At 71.7% G+C, this 16,406-nt stretch carries 14 protein-coding genes; 6 read left to right on the top strand and 8 right to left on the bottom strand.

Annotated features, from left to right (window positions below; all coding sequences use genetic code 11):
• Positions 1–167 precede the first annotated feature (167 nt).
• Both ADX84_RS17615 and ADX84_RS17610 read left to right on the top strand, forming a co-directional pair.
• Positions 168–713, top strand: a complete 546-nt coding sequence (locus ADX84_RS17615; protein WP_049575876.1) for an NADPH-dependent FMN reductase — start codon at positions 168–170, stop codon at positions 711–713.
• 25 nt (positions 714–738) lie between these two features.
• Complete coding sequence (locus ADX84_RS17610; RefSeq protein WP_049575873.1) at positions 739–1,263, top strand: flavin reductase family protein; 525 nt, start codon at positions 739–741, stop codon at positions 1,261–1,263.
• 107 nt (positions 1,264–1,370) lie between these two features.
• On the opposite strand, the gene ADX84_RS17605 is transcribed toward ADX84_RS17610, so the two are convergent.
• The 6 genes from ADX84_RS17605 to ADX84_RS17580 all read right to left on the bottom strand — a co-directional run bounded on the left by ADX84_RS17605 (position 1,371) and on the right by ADX84_RS17580 (position 7,241).
• Positions 1,371–1,793, bottom strand: coding sequence for a hypothetical protein (locus ADX84_RS17605; protein WP_049575870.1), 423 nt, complete (start codon positions 1,791–1,793; stop codon positions 1,371–1,373).
• A 99-nt stretch (positions 1,794–1,892) separates the two neighbouring features.
• Positions 1,893–2,984 carry an ABC transporter ATP-binding protein gene (locus tag ADX84_RS17600; protein ID WP_049575866.1) on the bottom strand — a complete coding sequence of 364 codons (1,092 nt, stop codon included), beginning with the start codon at positions 2,982–2,984 and terminating at the stop codon, positions 1,893–1,895.
• Between the two features lie 14 nt (positions 2,985–2,998).
• Positions 2,999–3,994: a zinc-dependent alcohol dehydrogenase family protein gene (locus tag ADX84_RS17595; RefSeq protein WP_049575862.1), complete on the bottom strand. Its 996-nt coding sequence runs from the start codon at positions 3,992–3,994 to the stop codon at positions 2,999–3,001.
• Positions 3,994–4,875, bottom strand: a complete 882-nt coding sequence (locus ADX84_RS17590; protein WP_049575893.1) for a carbohydrate ABC transporter permease — start codon at positions 4,873–4,875, stop codon at positions 3,994–3,996. The genes ADX84_RS17595 and ADX84_RS17590 overlap by 1 nt, the downstream gene beginning before the upstream one ends.
• A gap of 5 nt (positions 4,876–4,880) precedes the next feature.
• A complete protein-coding gene (locus tag ADX84_RS17585; RefSeq protein ID WP_049575859.1) occupies positions 4,881–5,807 on the bottom strand; it encodes a carbohydrate ABC transporter permease in 927 nt (308 codons plus the stop codon).
• A 75-nt stretch (positions 5,808–5,882) separates the two neighbouring features.
• Complete coding sequence (locus ADX84_RS17580) at positions 5,883–7,241, bottom strand: sugar ABC transporter substrate-binding protein (RefSeq protein WP_049575856.1); 1,359 nt, start codon at positions 7,239–7,241, stop codon at positions 5,883–5,885.
• Positions 7,242–7,458: 217 nt separating this feature from the next.
• Between ADX84_RS17580 and ADX84_RS17575 the strand changes: the two genes are divergently transcribed.
• From ADX84_RS17575 to ADX84_RS17565, 3 genes are all read left to right on the top strand, one after another.
• Complete coding sequence (locus ADX84_RS17575) at positions 7,459–8,406, top strand: sugar-binding transcriptional regulator (protein ID WP_049575853.1); 948 nt, start codon at positions 7,459–7,461, stop codon at positions 8,404–8,406.
• 43 nt (positions 8,407–8,449) lie between these two features.
• On the top strand, positions 8,450–9,841 hold the full coding sequence (gene xylB, locus ADX84_RS17570; protein ID WP_017544684.1) for a xylulokinase: 1,392 nt from the start codon (positions 8,450–8,452) through the stop codon (positions 9,839–9,841).
• Between the two features lie 304 nt (positions 9,842–10,145).
• Positions 10,146–11,093 carry an aldo/keto reductase gene (locus ADX84_RS17565; protein ID WP_049575850.1) on the top strand — a complete coding sequence of 316 codons (948 nt, stop codon included), beginning with the start codon at positions 10,146–10,148 and terminating at the stop codon, positions 11,091–11,093.
• Between the two features lie 48 nt (positions 11,094–11,141).
• Here ADX84_RS17565 and ADX84_RS17560 read toward each other — a convergent pair whose 3' ends face one another.
• Positions 11,142–12,326, bottom strand: a complete 1,185-nt coding sequence (locus tag ADX84_RS17560) for a homoserine O-acetyltransferase (RefSeq protein ID WP_049575847.1) — start codon at positions 12,324–12,326, stop codon at positions 11,142–11,144.
• 17 nt (positions 12,327–12,343) lie between these two features.
• The gene (locus tag ADX84_RS17555; RefSeq protein WP_049575843.1) at positions 12,344–13,660 is read right to left on the bottom strand and encodes a bifunctional o-acetylhomoserine/o-acetylserine sulfhydrylase; all 1,317 of its coding nucleotides are present in this window, start codon (positions 13,658–13,660) and stop codon (positions 12,344–12,346) included.
• A 218-nt stretch (positions 13,661–13,878) separates the two neighbouring features.
• On the opposite strand from ADX84_RS17555, the gene ADX84_RS27040 reads away from it, so the two are divergent.
• A complete protein-coding gene (locus ADX84_RS27040; RefSeq protein WP_049575840.1) occupies positions 13,879–16,377 on the top strand; it encodes an ATP-dependent Clp protease ATP-binding subunit in 2,499 nt (832 codons plus the stop codon).
• The last annotated feature ends 29 nt before the right edge of the window (positions 16,378–16,406 follow it).

Genomic DNA, 16,406 nt, shown 5'->3' with positions numbered 1-16,406 from the left:
GGGGAGCCTCCGTGGTGGGGCGGGGCGTGGCCCCCCCGCCTCCGAGACCGCGGCGTTCGGCGCCCCCCCGCCGGCGGGGTGCCCCCAGACCCCCCCCCCCCCGCCCCTTCCCCGGGGCCGGCGCCCGCCGCGCCCTGAACCCGCCCCTCCTCAGTTCCGGAGCCGTCATGACCACCACCGTCCTCGTCGGGAACCCGCGCCGGGGCTCCCGCACCGCCACCGCCGCCCGGGCCGTGGCGCACCACGCCGCACGTGCAGCCGGGCTGCCTCCGGAGCCGGAGGTCCTGGAGCTGGCGGACCTCTCGCCGCTGCTGCTCACCCCCGGCCCCACGCTGGACGTGCGTTCGGCCCTCGAACGGGTGAGCGGTTCCGACCTGCTGGTCGTGGCCAGCCCCACCTACAAGGCCACCTACACCGGGCTGCTGAAGGTCTTCCTGGATCTGCTTCCGTCCGGCGGGCTGGAGGGGGTCACGGCCGTCCCCGTCCTCGTGATGGCCTCCCCCGCGCACACCCTGGCCGTGGACGTACACCTGCGCCCGCTGCTCCTGGAACTCGGAGCCACGGTGCCGACCTCGGGACTGGCCCTGCTCCAGGACACCGTTCCCGCCGAAGGGGGTCCCGCCCCACGGCTTGACGCGGTACTGGAGCCGTGGGCCCACAGGTCCACCCCCGCCCTGCGCACCGCCCTGCGACACAGGACCACCACCGTCTGACCGCCGCCCCAGTAGGGAGAGTCCGTTGAGTGTCACCGAGACCGCGCGTACCCCGGCCCACACTCGGGCCGAGGCGGACCGGTTCCGTGCGACCATGCGCCACCACCCGGCCGGGGTGGTCGTCATCACCGCGAGCGTCGGGGGAACGCCCGTGGGGCTGACCGCCACGTCCTTCACCAGCGTCAGCCTCGATCCCCCGCTCATCTCCTTCTACGTCGCCGACGCGTCCACCACCTGGCCGACCCTGCGCCGAGCGGGTGAGTTCGGGGTGCACCTCCTGGGTGAGGGGCAGGAGGACGTCGCCGTACGGTTCGCGAGCAAGGGAGTCGACAGGTTCGCCCACCCGACGTCCTGGCGTCCGGGCCCGGACGGGGTCCCGCTGCTGGACGGGGCGGTGGCACACCTGGTCTGCACGCGTTTCGACACCCGGCTGATCGGCGACCACTGGCTGGTCGTCGGCGAGGTGACCCACACCCTGGTTCTGGCGGACCCCCGCCCTCCACTGCTCTACCACAGGGGCGGCTTCGCCACAGTGGCGCCGTCGGAGTAGGGCACGGCGGAGCGAGGACTTCTCCTCGACTGGAGGAGGGTCCCCGAACCGGTCGGGGGCGCTTCCTCGTGATGGGACTCGGTCGCCGACGGGGCCGTGGCCCCGGGTCAGCGGGTGAGCGCGGCCCGGAGACGGGCCACGAACCCGGCCAGGGCGATGCGCAGACGGGAGATCCGAGCGAGACGAGGGCTCAGCCCGGGGCGCACGGCCGCGGGCGCGGGTCCGGTGAGGGGCGCGGTGACGGTGAGCCCGCGCGGGGTGCGGCGAAGGGAGGCACGACCGACGGGGGCGTCAAGAACCACACGGTACAGGGGTGCGCGGTCCCGGCTCCGCACGAGGACGAGGGTGTCGCCCTCGTGGCGGACCCGCACTCCTCGGGGGTCGACGCCCGGGGCGAGTTCGACCTCGACCACGAGGTCGCCGCCACGACGGCCGCTGTCCACACGGGCCACGGGCTCGGCCTCGAACTGGGCCCACAGGTGCTCGTCGATCCGCTCGGCGGTACCCGCGAAGACATCCGTGACGCGCATCGGACCACTTCCCCTCGTCCTTGAGTTTTCTGCGCTCAAGTTTATTGACGCGACTTTACCAAGGCAAGGGAGAAGGGTCCGACACGGCCATGGCGCGGGTCACTCGTCCAGACGCTCACCCGTCTTCGGCGAGAAGACGTGCACCTGTCCAGGCCTGACCCGCAGGTGGACCACCTGCCCGCTGCTCGGGGCACGGTCCGGCGCCACCCGGACCACCAGGTCGCTGTCGGCCGGATGCCCGGGGATACCGCCGTACAGGTAGCAGTCCGCACCCAGGTTCTCGACCAGACCGATCTCCATGGGGAAACCGTCGGTGTCACCCACCAGGTCCACCGCCTCGGGCCGGAAACCCAACAGGACCGAGTCCGCGCCGTCCCGTTCCAGGCGGGCCCGCTGACCGGGGCCCAACGGGAGGTCGTGACCGCCCACCCGCACGGTCTCCCCCGTGAGGGGGAACTCGCGCAGGTTCATCGCCGGTGAGCCCATGAACCCCGCGACGAACGCGTTGGCCGGGCGCTCGTACAGCCCGATCGGCGTGTCGCACTGCTGGAGCAGACCGTCCTTGAGCACCGCGACCCGGTCCCCCATGGTCATGGCCTCGACCTGGTCATGGGTGACGTAGACGGTCGTGACCCCCAGCCTGCGCTGGAGTTCGGCGATCTGGGTGCGGGTGGACACCCGGAGCTTGGCGTCCAGGTTGGACAGGGGCTCGTCCATCAGGAAGACCCGGGGCTCCCGCACGATCGCGCGCCCCATCGCCACACGCTGGCGCTGGCCTCCCGAGAGCGCCTTGGGCCTGCGGTCGAGCAGCGGGGTCAGGTCCAGGAGCTCGGCGGCCTCGGCCACCCGGCGCGCCCGTTCCTCCTTGCCGATCTTGGCCATCTCCAGGGCGAAGCCCATGTTCTGACCGACGGTCATGTGCGGGTAGAGCGCGTAGGACTGGAACACCATCGCGATGTCGCGGTCCATGGGGCTGAGGTCGGTGACGTCGGTGTCCCCGATGCGGATGGTCCCGTAGTCCACCTCCTCCAGCCCGGCGAGCATGCGCAGCGAGGTCGACTTCCCACAGCCGGACGGCCCGACCAGGACGAGGAACTCGCCGTCCTCGATCTCCAGGCTCAGCTCGTCCACGGCGGGCGCGTCCGAGCCCGGGTAGAAGTGGGTGGCCTTCTCGAAACTGACCGATGCCACGTGAGATCTCTCCTCTACAGCTGCGGGTTGACCTGGAGCTTGCGGCCTCGACCGGCGCGGAAGGCCTCCACGGCCTGGCCGTAGTCGTCGAGGGCGAAGGAGTCGGTGACCATGGTGTCGGCGTCCACGACGCCCTTGGCCATGATGTCCACCGCCCGTCCGTAGCTGTGCAGCACCGCCATGGAGCCCACCACGGTGATCTCGTCGTTGTAGATACGGAACGGGGAGAAGGTCGCGGTGGCCTCGGCCGGGGCCACGCCGAACACCTGGAAGGTGCCGCCCCGGGCGACGCGGGTCAGGCCGTCCTCGATGGCCGGGACCACCCCGGTGCAGTCGATGACCACCTCCCAGTCGGGGCGGTCGAGCTGGTCGGCGCCGACGGCCACCGCGTCGGCCGCCAGCGAGGCCGCCACGGCGAGGCGCTCGGTGTTGGGGTCGACCACGGACACGCTGGCGGCCCCCGCGGAGGCGGCGAGTTGGGCCATCAGCAGGCCCATCGTCCCCGCGCCGTAGACCAGGTAGTGCTCACCCACCCGACCGGGCAGGAGGTCGAACCCGTGCACGGCGCACGAGAGGGGTTCGATGAGCGCCGCGTGCTCGAAGGGCATGGAGTCGGGGATGCGGTAGCAGGAGGACGCGGGCACCGAGACGAACTCGGCGCTGGCGCCGGGACGGGTCACGCCGACCGCGTTCCACCGCGCGCAGAGGTTGCCGCGCCCCACCAGGCACTTGGCGCACTCTCCGCAGAACAGGGACGGGTCCACCGCGACCCGGTCGTCGACGGCCACGTCGGTGACCTCCGAGCCGACCGCGACCACGGTCCCGGCGAACTCGTGCCCGGGGACGATCGGGTACGGGGTGGGGGCGAACTCCCCGTCGATGATGTGCAGGTCGGTCCCGCAGATGCCCACGGCGGCCGGGGCGACGACCACGTCCCCGGGGCCCGGCTTGGGGTCGTCCACCTGCTGGACGGAGTAGTGGCCGGGTTCGCTGACGACGAGTGCGCGCATTACTTCACGGCTCCTAGAGAAAGGCCTCGGACCAGCCAGCGTTGGGCGGCCCATCCGGCGAGGATCACGGGCAGGGCCGCCATGGTGGAGGCGGCCGAGAGTCGGGCCCAGTACAGGCCCTCGCCGCTGATGAAGCCGACGAGGAAGACGGGGACGGTGGATGCCTGGGTGGCGGTCAGGTTGACCGCGAAGAAGAACTCGTTCCAGGCGAAGATGAAGCAGATCAGGGCGGTGGCGGCCAGCCCGGGGGCGATCATCGGCAGGATGACGCGCCGCATCTCCGTGAACCGGCGCGCGCCGTCCATCCGGGCGGCCTCGAGGACCTCCTTGGGCAGCTCCACCAGGAACGACCGGATCATCCAGATCGCGATCGGCAGGTTCATCGCCGTGTACACCAGGGTGAGCGTGCGGGCGTCGTCCAACGCGCCCAGGTTCCTGGCGATGACGTACAGCGGCAGGATCATGGCCACCGGCGGCAGGAGCTTGGTGGACAGGAAGAAGAACAGCGAGTCGCGCCACTTGGGGACGCGCACCAGGGAGAGCGCGTAGGCGGCGGGCAGGCCCAGGACGATGGCGAGGAGCGTCGACAGCACGGACGCCTGAAGGGAGTTCAGCAGGTAGGGGACGAAATCGCGTCCGATCACCGCCGAGTACTGGTCCAGGGTCGGTTGGAAGAAGAACGTGGGCGGGTTGGTGGAGGCCTGGGACTCCTGCTTGAAGCCGGTGAGGAACATCCACAGCACCGGGAAGAAGAACAGCAGTCCCGCCGCCCAACCGAGGATGCCCGCCAGGGGGCGTACGGGACGGCGCCGGCGGCGGCGCCGGGCGGAGCCGTCCCGGGACACGGTCACCGAGGACGGAGCCGCCGGAGGTGCGGTCACGGGTGTCACGTCTCCTCCTCGAACAGGCTGGAGACCACGCGCAGGGCGAACATGGCCACGACCAGGGTCGCGACGACCACGATCACTCCCGCGGCGGCCGCCTCTCCGACGTCGAAGCTGCGGAAGGCCTGAAGGTAGATGAAGTAGGGCAGGTTGGTGGTCGACTGTCCCGGACCGCCCTGGGTGATCATGTAGATCGCGTCGAAGGTCTGAACGATGTAGATCGTGCCGAGCAGGATCGCGAGCTCCACGAAGCGGCGCAGGTGCGGGAAGGTGATCCGGCGGAAGACCGCGAAGGCTCCGGCGCCGTCGACCTTCGCCGCCTCCAGCACCTCGGGCGACTGGCTCTGGAGACCGGCGAGCATGATGAGCATCATGAACGGGGTCCACTGCCAGGTCAGCACCATGATGATGGACAGCAGGGGGAAGTCGTTGACCCAGTCCGCCTGGACCCCGAAGGGCGAGAGCGCCCAGTTGAGCAGGCCGTACACCGGGTGGTACATCGAGGTCTTCCACAGGAGCGCCGCGGCGACCGGCATGACCAGGAACGGCGTGATCATCAGGGTGCGGACGATCCCCCGGCCGAGGAAGGCCCGGTCGAGCAGGAGCGCCAACCCCAGACCGAGGACCAGCGAGGCCAGGACGGCGCCGACGGTCAACAGGACGGTGTTGGCGACGGCGTTGTGGAAGAGCGGGTTCCCGAGGACGCTGCCGTAGTTGGCGAACCCGGCGAAGGAGTCCGACTCGGGGCGCAGCAGGTTGCTGCTCTGGAAGCTGTAGTAGACGGTGAACAGGAACGGGATCTGGGTCATCGCGATGACGAACAGCAGCCCTGGCAGCAGCGGGCCGCGCCTGAGCCATCGCTCCGCCCGGGTCAGTTCCCGGGTTCGGGGCCCGCGCCGCGCCGTGTCCGGCGTGGTCTGGACGGTCATGGCCCTCCTCGGAGGAGTCTGGGTGGGGTGGGCACCGGTGCCGGTCCCGGGCGCAGCGCCCGGGACCGGCGGTTCTCAGTCGCGGTAGCCGCCGGACTCGGCGGTCTGGTCCGCGTACTCCTGCGACTTGGCGAGGGCCTCCTCCACTGTCTGCTGCCCCGCGATGGCCGCGGAGATCTCCTGGGAGACCAGGGTGCCCAGGTCCTGGAACTCGGGGATGGACACGTACTGGACCCCGGTCCAGGGCTGCGGGTGCACCCCGGGCTGCTCCACGTCGACGTTGTCGATGGCGTCGTAGGTGGGCTCGGCGAAGGCCTCGGCGGCCTCCTGGTACTCGGGGATGTCGTAGGTCGACACGCGCGAACCGGGCGGGACGCGCTCCCAGCCCAGTTCCTCCCCGACGAGCTGGTGGTACTCCTTGGACGTGGCCCAGGAGACGAACTCCCACGCGGCCTCGGGGTCCGTGGAGGTCGAGGGGATCGACAGGGCCCAGGCCCACAGCCATCCCGCGTGCTCGGTCTCCATGGTCGGCGCGGCGACGTAGCCGATGTCACCGACGACACTGCTGGAGTCCGGGTCCTCGAGGTTGCCCGCCGCGACGGTGGAGTCGTAGAACATGGCGGCGTCGCCCTGGGCCATGGTGGTGAGGCACTCGGTGAAGCCCGCGTTGGGCGCGCCCGACTGTCCGTGGTCGCGGACCAGGTCCACGTACGTCTGCACGGCCTCCTGCACCTCGGGCGAGTCCAGGTGGGCGTTCCAGTCCTCGTCGTACCACTGGCCGCCGTAGGTGAGGATCACGGAGTTGAGCGGAGCCAGGAGCTCGCCCCAGCCCGGGACCCCGCGCAGGCAGATCCCGGCGGTGCCGGAGTCCGGGTCGTCCAGTTCGGCCGCGAAATCGGCGACCTCCTCCCAGGTGGGCCGCTCCGGCATGTCCAGGCCCGCCTCCTCGAAGAGGTCCTCGCGGTACATGAGGAACGAGGACTCGCCGTAGAAGGGCGCTCCGTACATCTGGTCCTCATGGGACAGGGCGGAGCGCACCGTGGGGATGATGTCGTCGATCTCGTAGGCCGGGTCGGCGGCGTACTCGTCGAGGCTGAGGATCCACTCGTTCTCCGCCCAGATCGGCACCTCGTAGGTGCCGATGGTGACGACGTCGTACTGGCCGCCCTGGGTGGCGATGTCCTGGGTCACGCGGTCGCGGAGCTGGTTCTCGGGCAGAACCACGAACTCGACCGTGATGTCGGGGTGCGCGTCGTTGAACTCGGACGCGAGCGCCTCGATGTCCTCCATCTGCGGGTTGGAGACCGTGGCGACGGTGACCACCCGGTCGCCGTCCGCCCCGGCGCCCCCGGCCCCCGAGCAGCCGGTGGCGATCAGGGCCAGTCCGGTGGCCGCCGCGACGAGCGGCACGCCTCCCGGTGCTTTCGTGGTCATGACTTCCTCCTGGGGGTTGGGCAGGCGGGGACCGTGGAACCGCGCGAGACAGGGGGCCGTGCGGTCTTCCACGGACGCCGGCCGCTCATATGAGCGAACTGAACTTCACATGAGCGGCCCGGGCCTTATTTAAGTTGTGACGGGTGTCACCGGTCAACCCGTGGTGCAATAATGGGCAATACTCCGCTCGTTTGAGCGACACCACTGGAGGGCGTAGATGAAGCACGCGTTCCGACCCGCGGAACTGATCCGCGCCACCGCGGTCGCCCGCAGGTACTACCTCGCGGGTGACTCCAAGATCCGGATCGCCGAGGACTTCGGCATCAGCCGGTTCAAGGTGGCGCGCATCCTCGAGGAGGCCCGTGACGTGGGGATCGTCCGCATCGAGATCGCCGAACCCACCGAGGTCGACACCGCTCTCTCCCAGCGCCTCAGCACGGCCTACGGCCTCAAGCAGGCGGTGGTGGTCGCCCACGCGGGGGAGGGCGAGGCCCTCCACCGCAGCCTGGGGCGCATCGCCGCCGAGTACCTGACCGAGATCCTCGACGAGGGCGACACCCTTGGGCTGGCCTGCTCCCGCACCCTCAACGCGATGACGCTCGCCCTCGGCGACCTGCCCCGGTGCACGGTCGTGCAGCTCACCGGCGTGCTGCCCGGCGGGGTCGAGGAGAACTCGGTCGAGCTCGTGCGGCGGGTGGCCAGCCTCGCGCGCGGCCCGGCCTTCCCCATCTACGCGCCTCTGGTGGTGTCCGACCCCGCCACCGCGGAGGCACTGCGCAGCCAGCCCCAGGTGGCCGACGCCATGCAGCGCTACGGCGAACTCGACAAGGCCGTGGTGGCCATCGGTTCGTGGTCGCCCACCCTCTCCCTGGTCCGCGACGCCCTGCCCGCAGCGGAGGGGGCCGCCCTCGAACGCGAGGGGGTCCAGGCGGAGGTGTGCGCCCGCACCGTGGACGTGCACGGCGCCCCCATCGCCCCGGAGCTGACCTCCCGCATCATCGCCATCACCCTGGAGCAGCTCCGCGCGGTCCCCGAGGTCATCGCCGTGGCCGGTGGCACCGGCAAGACCCAGGCCATCCACTCCATCCTCAAGACCGGGGTGATCTCCTCACTGGTCACCGACACCACGACGGCACGCATCCTCGTCGAGTCAGCGAGGCCCTGACCTCCACGACGGCTTCGACCCCCCTCACCCACACGGAGCAGACATGACACTCGTCGCCGGAATCGACAGCTCGACTCAGTCCTGCAAGATCGTGGTGTGTGACGCCACGACCGGAAAGGTGGTGCGCGAGGGCCGCGCGCCGCACCCCGACGGAACCGAGACCGATCCCGCGCACTGGTGGACGGCGCTGACCACCGCCTCCTCGGGACTGCTCGACGACGTCTCGGCGGTGTCCGTGGCCGGCCAGCAGCACGGCATGGTGGTGGTCGACGACGACGGCGAGGTCGTCCGGCCGGCGCTGTTGTGGAACGACGCCCGCTCCGCCGGGGCCGCCCACGACCTGGTCGAGGAACTCGGCGGGCCCAGGGCCTGGGCGGACGCGGTGAGCAACGTGCCCGTGGCCAGCCTGACCGTCAGCAAGCTCCGCTGGTTCGCCGAACACGAGCCCGACCTGGCCGCGCGGGCGCGCGGTGTGATGCTCCCCCATGACTGGCTGACCTGGCGGCTGGGAGGGTCGCGCACCGCGCCGACGACCGACCGGGGCGACGCCTCCGGCACCGGGTACTGGTCGCCCTCCGACGGCGCGTACCGCACCGACCTGCTGGTGCGCGCGTTCGGCCGGGAACTCGACCTGCCCCGCGTGGCCTCCCCCTCCGAGGCCGTGGGCCACACCCCGGAGGGCGTCGTCATCGCCCCCGGCACCGGCGACAACATGGGCACCGCGCTGGGCCTGGGTCTGCGCCCGGGCGACGCCGTGGTCTCCCTGGGCACCAGTGGCACCGTGTTCGCGGCGCACGACCGTCCCGCCCACGACCCCACCGGCACGGTCTGCGGGTTCGCCGACGCCACCGGCCGGTTCCTGCCGCTCGCGTGCACCCTGAACGCCGCGCGCGTGCTCAGCGCCACCGCCGCGATGCTCGGCACCGGCCTGGCCGGGCTGGACGCCCTAGCCCTGAGCGCCGAACCGGGCGCGGACGGGGTGGTCCTGCTGCCCTACCTGGATGGGGAGCGCACCCCGGAGCTGCCGCACGCGACGGGATCGCTGCACGGCCTGCGCCGGGACAACATGCGCCCGGAGAACATCGCGCGCGCCGCCGTGGAGGGCATGCTGTGCGGGCTGGCCGACGGGCTGGCCGCCATGACCGAGAGCGGTGTCCCGGTCGAGCGCGTCCTGCTCGTGGGAGGCGGCGCCCGTTCGGCCGCCGTGCGCGCGGTGGCGCCGCTCGTGTTGGGCGCCCCCACCGTGGTGCCGCCCGCCGCCGAGTACGTGGCCATCGGTGCGGCCCGCCAGGCCGCCTGGACGCTCGCCGGTACCGCCGAGCCTCCCGTGTGGCCCCTGGGAGCCCCCGAGGAGGAGTCCAGCCAGGCACCCGAGGTGGGTCTGCGGGTCCGCGAGCGCTACGCCGAGCACCGCCGAGCCGCCCACGGCGTCTGAGTCCCGACGAGCGGGCGCGGCCGGTGCCAGCCACACGGGTCAGACACCGGCCGCGCCACTCGTCACCGACGGACTCGTCGGCGTCGTCGGGCACGAGGTTGAGCGCGGGCCCCGGAACCGCGTCGGTGTTCGTCTCACGGAACTTCCGGTTGGGGCCGTTGAGGAGTTCGCGCATCGTGGGCCGAGGTCCGCGCTTCCATCACGAGCGTCCTCCCCGCGTGGCGCGTCCGTGACCCCCGTGTCCGGCTGCCCTAGCGTGGGTCGAACACCCCACGACCAGGTGGGCGGACACGGAACGGTGAGCATGAACGACACCCCTCTGCGCCAGCTCGGCGCCTCCGAACTGCGCGTCAGCCCCCTGACCCTGGGCGGCAACGTCTTCGGGTGGACCGCCGACGAGGCCACCTCCTTCGCGATCCTGGACGCCTACCACGCGGCGGGCGGCAACTTCGTCGACACCGCCGACTCGTACTCGGTCTGGGCCGAGGGGCACACCGGCGGAGAGTCCGAGGGGGTCATCGGCCGGTGGCTCGCCAGCCGGGGCCGTGACCGCACCCTGATCGCCACCAAGGTGAGCCAGCACCCGGACTTTCGCGGGCTGTCCGCCGGGAACGTCCGGGCCGCGGCCGAGGCCTCCCTGGGTCGCCTCGGCGTGGACACCATCGACCTCTACTACGCGCACTTCGACGACCCCGAGACGCCCGTGGCCGAGAGCGCCGAGGCCTTCTCGGCGCTGGTCGAGGAGGGCCGGATCAGGTACGTGGGTCTGTCCAACCACGCGCCGGACCGCATCCGCGAGTGGCTGTCCGCGTGCGACCGGAACGGGTGGCACCGCCCGGTGTGCGTGCAGCCGCACTACAACCTGGTCGAACGCGGGATCGAGCACGACCTGGTGCCGCTCGCCCGAGCCGAGGGACTGGCGTTGCTGCCCTACTTCGGCCTGGCCCGGGGCTTCCTCACGGGCAAGTACCGGCCGGGTTCGACGGAGGACGACAGCCCCCGGGCCGCCAGCGCCCGCGCCTATCTGGACGATCCGCGCGGTGAGCGGGTCCTGGCGGCGCTGGACACGATCGCGGCCGAGCGGTCGGCGGAGCCGTCCACGGTCGCCCTGGCCTGGCTGGTCGCGCGCCCCGGGGTGACCTCGGTGCTCTCCAGCGCCCGTGAGCCCCGCCAGCTTGAGGGGCTGCTGGCCATGGCGGACCTTCGCCTGACCGCCGAGGAGACCGCGCTCCTGGACGCGGCGTCCGCCTGATCCCGTCCGGGGCCGGGGCGAGGCGTCTGTGACGGGGCACCAGCGCGCTCACCCGTCGGCGAGCAGTTCCCTGACCAGTGCGGCGACCTGCCCGGTCTCGACGAGGAACCCGTCGTGGCCGTGTGGGGAGCCGATCACCCGCACCTGACCGGGCCGGGGCAGGTGGCGGGCGATCTCCCGCTGCTGAGAGAGCGGGTACAGGTGGTCGCTGTCGATCCCCGCGACGATCGTCCGCTCCGGCAACGTGGCCAGCGCGGCCGCCACTCCTCCGCGGCCGCGTCCGACGTCGTGCCCGTTCATCGCCTCGGTGAGCAGCACGTAGCTGGCCGGATCGAAGCGCCGCGCCAGCTTCCACGCCTGGTGGTCGAGGTAGGACTCCACCGCGTACCGCCCCTCGGCACCCGGGTCCTCCCCACGCTGCGCGGCGCGGCCGAAGCGCGCGTCGAACTCTTCCGCGCCGCGATAGGTGACGTGGGCGATCCGGCGCGCCACCCCGAGGCCGTCCACCGGGGCCCGGCCGGTGGAGTGGTAGTCGCCGCCGAACCAGTCCGGGTCCGCGCGTACGGCGTGCAACTGCGGGGCGGCACAGGCGATCTGCCAGGCGGTGGTGGCCGCCGGGCAGGCCAGGAGCAGGGCCCGGCGGACCCGCCCGGGGTGGGTGAGGGCCCACTCCATGGCGCGCATCCCGCCCATGGAACCGCCGATCACCGCCGCCCAAGCGTCCACGCCCAGCGCGTCCGCGAGCGCCTCCTCGGCACGGACGGTGTCGCGCAGCGTGATCCGCGGGAACCTGCTCCCCCACGGGCGGCCGTCGGGGGCGTTCGAGGACGGACCGGTGCTGCCCTGGCAGCCGCCCAGGACGTTGGGGGCCACCACGAGGTGGCGGTCGGTGTCCAGTGCCCTGCCCGGACCGACGATCCCCTCCCACCAGCCGGGGCTGGGCTGTCCCGGGCCGGGTGGTCCGGTCAGGTGGGCGTCGCCGGTGAGGGCGTGCAGCACGAGCACCGCGTTGGTGCGCCGGGAGTTGAGCCGCCCCCAGGTCTGGTAGGCCAGGCGTACCCCGGGCAGGTGTTCCCCCGACTCCAGTTCCAGGGGGTGCTCCAGGCCGACCCAGCGACGCCGCCCGACGGGGTCTCCCTCACGCCAGCCGCCCCGGGTGGGGCGGGTCCCCGGCGGGACGCGGTGGGCGGGGGCGGGGCCCGGACCGTCCTGGCGCGGACGGGCCGGACCCACCGGTCGCGGTCGACCGGTCACTGGTGCGCCTTGGCGGCGCGGAAGCCGAGTTCGAGGTCGGCGCGCAGGTCGTCGACGTGCTCCAGGCCCACCGCGAGCCGGACCAGCCCGGGGGTGACCCCGGCGGCGGCCTGTTCCTCGGGAGCCAGTTGGCTGTGGGTGGTACTGGCCGGGTGCACGATGAGGCTGCGCACGTCGCCGATGTTGACGAGCTGGCTGAACAGCTCGGTGCCGTCGACGAAGGCCCGCCCGGCGTCCACTCCCCCGCGCAGCTCGAAGGACACGACCGCCCCGGCACCCCTGGGCAGGTACTTCTGGGCCAGGGCGTGGAAGGGGCTGGAGGGCAGACCCGCGTAGTGGACGCGTTCGACCTCGTCGCGCCCCTCCAGCCACGTGGCCAGCGCCTGGGTGTTGCTGACGTGGCGGTCGATCCGCAGCGAGAGGGTCTCGATTCCCTGGAGGACAAGGAAGGAGTTGAACGGGGCGATGGCGGCGCCGGTGTCGCGCAGCAGCTGCACGCGGAGTTTGGCCGCGTAGGCGCCCGGGCCGAGCGCGTCCCAGTACCTGAGCCCGTGGTAGCTGGGGTCGGGCTCCACGAATCCGGGGAAGCGGTCGCCGTGCGCGCCGAAGTCGAAGCTGCCCGCGTCCACGACCACCCCGGCCACGGTGGTGCCGTGGCCGCCGAGGTACTTGGTGGCGGAGTGCACGACCACGTCGGCGCCGAAGTCGATGGGACGCAGGAGGTAGGGGGTGGGCACGGTGTTGTCCACGACCAGCGGGACGCCGACCCCGTGGGCGGCGTCGGCCACCGCCCGCACGTCCAGGACGTTGCCGCCGGGGTTGGCCAGGGTCTCGGCGAAGTAGAGCTTGGTCTCGGGGCGGGTCGCGGCCCGCCACGACTCGGGGTCGTCCTGGTCCTCCACGAAGGACACCTGGACGCCGAGCTTGGGCAGCGTGTGGTGCAGGAGGTTGTAGGTGCCTCCGTAGAGGAGCGAGCTGGACACCAGGTGGTCACCGGCGCCGACCAGGTTGAGCAGGGCCGAGGTGACGGCGGCCGAGCCGGAGGCGAAGGCGACCGCGCCCACACCGCCCTCCAGGGCGGCGACGCGCTGTTCGAGGACGTCCTGGGTGGGGTTGCCGATGCGGGTGTAGATGTTGCCCGGTTCGGCCAGGCTGAACAGGTCGGCGCCGTGCTGACTGTCCCGGAACACGTAGGAGGTGGTCTGGTAGATCGGGGTCGCCCGCGCGTTGGTCGCGGGGTCGGGCTCGGCCCCGGCGTGGATCTGCTGGGTCTCGAAGGACCAGGACCGGACGCGGGTGGTGTCGGTGCTCAACGAACGCCCCTTTACGAATAAAGCCAACCGGAAAAGTAGGAAATCAGGTCGAGGCTAGCACCCGCCCATCGGCCATGGCCAGGGATCGACCGAATCCCCGACGCCCCACCCCTCCGGGCGGGTGGTACCGCCCGATTCAGGTGGTTTCACTTAGGGTGATCGAGTGACTCCTGCGGGCAGTTTCGCCCGTCCGTCAACACCACGGGGGACGACACGACATGAGCACCGACCTTCCCGACGGCCCGGGTGACGACCCGGGCTCCTTCGACGAGTTCCTGGCGCGGTTCCTCAGCGGGTCCCGGGGACCCGTCCGCCGCGTCGACCTCTCCAAACTGATGGACCCCGAAGCGCAGAGGGTGGCCGACGCCGCCGTCCGGCGCACCATGGAGAGCGGTGGGGCCGACGTCGACTCCGTCCACCTGCTGTGGTCGCTCCTGCGCTACCCGCCGATCCGCGAGCTGCTGGGCCGGACCGACACCGACCTGGGCCCACTGGCGGACGTGGTGGACCAGGCCGTCGCCCAGACACCCCGCGCGGGGCGCGGCGGCTCGCCCCGGCTGACGCCCGCCGCCAAGCGGGCCTTCCTCGACTCCCTCCAGATCGCCCGCGCCACCGGCAGCGCAAGCATCACACCCGAGCACCTGCTGTTCGCGCTGGCGGTCAACCCCGACGCTCCGGTCGGCCAGCTCCTGCGGGACTCCGGGGTCACCCCGCAGGCGCTCCAGAAGGCCGCCGGGGCGGTGCCCGCGAGCGAGCAGGGTGAGTCCGCACCCTCCGACACCCCCCAGCTGGACGAGTTCGGCACCGACATGACCGCGCTCGCGCGGGAGGGGCGCCTGGACCCGGTGATCGGCCGGGACGACGAGGTCGAACAGTGCATCGAGGTGCTGGCGCGACGGCGCAAGAACAACCCGGTGCTCATCGGCGATCCCGGTGTGGGCAAGACCGCCATCGTGGAGGGCATCGCCCAGCGCATCTTCGACGACGACGTCCCCGAGACCCTGCGCGGCCGACGCCTGGTCCAGCTCGACCTCTCGGGCATCGTCGCGGGCACCCGGTACCGGGGCGACTTCGAGGAGCGGCTCAACGCCATCGTGGACGAGATCCGCGCGCGGTCGGACGAGCTGCTGATCTTCATCGACGAGATCCACACCCTGGTCGGGGCGGGCGCGTCCGAGGGCTCGACCAGCGCCGGGAACATGCTCAAGCCCGCGCTGGCCCGAGGTGAACTGCACATCATCGGCGCGACCACCGTCGACGAGTACCGCAAGAACATCGAGAAGGACGCCGCCCTGGAGCGCCGGTTCCAGCCGATCCAGGTGCCCGAGCCGTCCGTGCAGGACACCGTCGAGATCCTGCGGGGTCTGCGGGACCGCTACGAGGCCCACCACCAGGTGCGGTTCAGCGACGACAGCCTGGTCGCCGCGGCGGAACTGAGCGACCGCTACGTCACCGACAGGTTCCTGCCCGACAAGGCCATCGACCTCGTCGACCAGGCCGGGGCCCGGGTCCGCCTGCGCCTGAAAACCTCCAGCTCGGCCCTGCGCGAGCTGGAACGCAAGCTCAAGGACCTGGAGGAACGCAAGGACCGGGCGGTCCAGGAGGAGGACTACGAGCGGGCCTCCGCGCTGCGCGACGAGATCAACGCGGCCAAGGGCAACGTGCACCAGGCGCGCGGAACCGGTTCGGCGGTTCCGGAGGTGAGCCCCGCCGACATCGCGGAGGTGGTCTCGCGCAGCACCGGTATCCCGGTCGCCCAGCTGACCCAGGAGGAACGGGAACGGCTGGTCAACCTGGAGGAGGTGCTGCACGACCGCGTGATCGGCCAGGACGAGGCGGTCACCGCCGTCTCGGAGGCGATCCGTCGCAACCGTGCCGGGTTGGGCGACCCCGACCGGCCGGTGGGCAGCTTCCTGTTCCTGGGGCCGACCGGTGTGGGCAAGACCGAGCTGGCCCGGGCCCTGGCGGAGGCGCTGTTCGGTGCCGAGGACGCCATGGTCCGGATCGACATGAGCGAGTTCCAGGAACGGCACACCACCAGCAGGCTCACGGGTGCGCCGCCCGGGTTCGTGGGCTACGAGGAGGCGGGGCAGCTGACCGAGGCGGTCCGCCGACACCCGTACTCGGTGCTGCTGCTCGACGAGATCGAGAAGGCCCACCCGGACGTGTTCAACCTGCTGTTGCAGCTCCTGGACGACGGTCGACTCACCGACGGCCAGGGACGGACCGTGGACTTTCGCAACACGGTGGTCATCATGACGAGCAACCTGGGTTCGGAGGCGATCACCGGCAGCGGCCCGATGGGCTTCACCGCGGACGGCCAGATGGACCCCGACACCGAGCGCCGCGTGATGCGCCGCCTGAGGGAGGAGTTCCGTCCGGAGTTCCTGAACCGTGTGGACGAGATCATCGTCTTCCAGCAGCTGGGTGAGGGCGAGATCAGGCAGATCACCACGCTGATGCTGGAGAGTACCGAGGAGCGCCTGCTCGCGCAGGACATTCGGGTGCGCTTCACCGACGAGGCGATCGACTGGCTGTCCCGTCGCGGCTACCAGCCCGAGTTCGGTGCCCGTCCCCTGGCCAGGACCATCCAGCGCAACGTGGGCAACCGGCTCTCGCGCATGGTGCTGGACCGCCAGGTGCTCCCCGGCGACCAGGTGGTGGTCGACGTGGACGGCGAGGACCAGCTCACCGTCTCCACCGTTGCGCCGAACTGAGGTGTGGGCCCGGGTCCCGGAGGAGACGC

It is taken from the genome of Nocardiopsis sp. SBT366, assembly GCF_001083815.1.
GTDB lineage: Bacteria > Actinomycetota > Actinomycetes > Streptosporangiales > Streptosporangiaceae > Nocardiopsis > Nocardiopsis prasina.
The sequence above is the reverse complement of the archived record's forward strand: the minus strand, read 5'-3'. Positions and strand labels throughout refer to the sequence as shown.

Excerpts from the sequence above, each read along its gene's own strand:
- ADX84_RS17595 (WP_049575862.1), bottom strand. The coding sequence starts at position 3,994 with ATGCGCGCACTCGTCGTCAGCGAACCCGGCCACTACTCCGTCCAGCAG.
- ADX84_RS17585 (WP_049575859.1), bottom strand. The coding sequence starts at position 5,807 with ATGACCGTCCAGACCACGCCGGACACGGCGCGGCGCGGGCCCCGAACC.
- ADX84_RS27040 (WP_049575840.1), top strand. The coding sequence starts at position 13,879 with ATGAGCACCGACCTTCCCGACGGCCCGGGTGACGACCCGGGCTCCTTC.
- xylB (WP_017544684.1), top strand. The coding sequence starts at position 8,450 with ATGACACTCGTCGCCGGAATCGACAGCTCGACTCAGTCCTGCAAGATC.
- ADX84_RS17615 (WP_049575876.1), top strand. The coding sequence starts at position 168 with ATGACCACCACCGTCCTCGTCGGGAACCCGCGCCGGGGCTCCCGCACC.
- ADX84_RS17605 (WP_049575870.1), bottom strand. The coding sequence starts at position 1,793 with ATGCGCGTCACGGATGTCTTCGCGGGTACCGCCGAGCGGATCGACGAG.
- ADX84_RS17580 (WP_049575856.1), bottom strand. The coding sequence starts at position 7,241 with ATGACCACGAAAGCACCGGGAGGCGTGCCGCTCGTCGCGGCGGCCACC.
- ADX84_RS17575 (WP_049575853.1), top strand. The coding sequence starts at position 7,459 with ATGAAGCACGCGTTCCGACCCGCGGAACTGATCCGCGCCACCGCGGTC.
- ADX84_RS17565 (WP_049575850.1), top strand. The coding sequence starts at position 10,146 with ATGAACGACACCCCTCTGCGCCAGCTCGGCGCCTCCGAACTGCGCGTC.